The organism is Vibrio sp. Vb0937, from assembly GCF_033338855.1.
On sequence record NZ_JAWOTK010000091.1, the window covers coordinates 1 to 1992 of the forward strand.

2 protein-coding genes are annotated in these 1992 nt (G+C 41.8%); one reads left to right on the plus strand and one right to left on the minus strand.

All coding sequences use genetic code 11. The annotated features are described in order from the left end of the window. Positions 1 to 27 precede the first annotated feature (27 nt). Positions 28 to 408 (minus strand): RidA family protein, encoded by a 381-nt coding sequence (locus tag R7P67_RS23355; protein ID WP_005479566.1) that lies wholly within the window; start codon positions 406 to 408, stop codon positions 28 to 30. Between the two features lie 317 nt (positions 409 to 725). Here R7P67_RS23355 and R7P67_RS23360 point away from each other — a divergent pair, with 317 nt between their 5' ends. After that, positions 726 to 1985: an amino acid permease gene (locus R7P67_RS23360; protein WP_318086136.1), complete on the plus strand. Its 1260-nt coding sequence runs from the start codon at positions 726 to 728 to the stop codon at positions 1983 to 1985. The last annotated feature ends 7 nt before the right edge of the window (positions 1986 to 1992 follow it).

Below are 1992 nucleotides of genomic sequence, written 5' to 3' on the forward strand. Positions count from 1 at the left end.
TTGCTGGTTCATGCTCTGTTCTCCGTATTACTTTTTATGAGCAATCGCTTCGACTTCAATTAACACGCCAAGAGGCAAATCTTTCACTGCGAAGCAACTGCGTGCCGGACAATCTTGTTGGAAAAACTCTGCGTAGACCTTGTTAAACTCGGCAAAGTCATTAATATTCGATAGGTAACACGTTGTTTTTAAAACAGTATCGACACTGCCACCACCAGCCTCTAAAACGTGCTTCAAGTTAGTAAGAGATTGATGACTTTGTGCACTGATGCCGCCTTCAACTACTTTTCCTGTTGCCTTATCAACGGGTAATTGACCAGATGTAAAAATCAAATCGCCATAGCTAGTGCCATGTGAATAAGGTCCGATAGCAGCAGGCGCGTGTTCAGATGAAATCAATTCTTTCATTTTTAAATCCTCACATAAATTTTATTTTTTATTAAGAAGCTTCTAATTTAACTTCCGTATTAGCGTTATTTTTTCAATTAAATATGAATCAAACAACTAGAACAGATCACAAAATTCGTCAAAAAATCCAATTTATTTGAACTTTTTCGCCAAGATCTCAAATTTATCTGAATTTTCCACAAAAAAATTGGTGATATATGTTTTCTCAATTAAATTTGAGAAAAATTCATACTAACAAGAGAAACAATAAAATGAGCGTGACAGCACCTACACAAACCTTACCTATCGGTAAAGAGCCACCGCACGTAAAAGCAGGCATGGCCCTAGACGAGTGGAAAGCCGCGACCAAGTTTGATAGCACAGACTGGGGATGGGTGATCATGAGTATCGGCATGGCAATCGGTGCTGGTATTGTTTTTCTTCCAGTAAAAGTGGGCGTACTTGGTATATGGGTATTTCTTGCCTCCGCGGTGATTGGCTACCCGGCGATGTACTTGTTCCAACGCCTTTTCATCAACACTCTCTCAAGTTCACCAAAGTGCCAAGATTACGCTGGCGTCATTTCCGGTTACCTTGGTAACAAATGGGGGGCGTTATTAGGTGTGCTGTACTTCATCATGTTGGTGATTTGGGTCTTTGTTTACTCAACAGCCATCAACAATGACTCGGCATCTTTCCTACATAGTTTTGGCATCACGGAAGGCTTATTGTCTGAAAACCCGCTATATGGTCTGGCTTTAGTGTGCGCGCTGGTCGCTATTGCATCTCGTGGTGAAAAGATTTTGTTTAAGGTCAGTACTGGTCTTGTACTGATTAAACTTTGTACCGTCGCATTACTTGGCGTCATGATGATCGAAAAATGGGATGTAGCGAATGTCGGTGCGATTCCAGAAACAGGCGCTGGTTTGAAAGATGCAATTGAGCTACTGCCGTTTACTCTAACGTCTATTCTCTTTATTCAAAGCTTGAGCCCAATGGTGATCTCATACCGCTCAAAAGAAAAATCGATTGAGGTTGCTCGCTTTAAAGCCATGCGCGCAATGAAAATTGCTTTCGGTATCTTGTTTGTGACGGTCTTCTTCTACGCGATTTCCTTTACGCTTGCGATGTCACATGAACAAGCGGTTAAAGCAGCAGAAGAGAACATCTCTGCTCTTGCGATGGTTGCGCAAGGTATGGACGGCACGACGCTAAAACTAATGAGTTTAATGCTGAATATTTTCTCAGTAATGACTGCGTTTTTTGGTGTGTACTTGGGTTTCCGCGATTCTTGCCAAGGTCTAGCGATGCTGGCTCTAAAAAAGGTCATGCCTGAAGAGAAGATCAATAAAGACTTGGTCACCAAAGGAATCATTCTCTTTGCGATTCTCATGGCGTGGGGTGCAATTGTATTGAATCTACCAGTTCTGAGCTTCACATCAGTATGTAGCCCTATCTTTGGTTTGATTGGCTGTTTGATTCCAGCTTACCTTGTCTATCAAGTGCCTTCTTTACACAAATACAAAGGCGCGTCGCTTTACTTGATTATTGCTACTGGTATTTTGCTGTGCGTATCGCCTTTCGTCGCATTTAGTTAAAACCTAC

What these genes read in the sequence shown, in the direction of transcription:
- R7P67_RS23360 (WP_318086136.1), top strand. Translation starts at nt 726, where the DNA reads ATGGCCCTAGACGAGTGGAAAGCCGCGACCAAGTTTGATAGCACAGAC.
- R7P67_RS23355 (WP_005479566.1), bottom strand. Translation starts at nt 408, where the DNA reads ATGAAAGAATTGATTTCATCTGAACACGCGCCTGCTGCTATCGGACCT.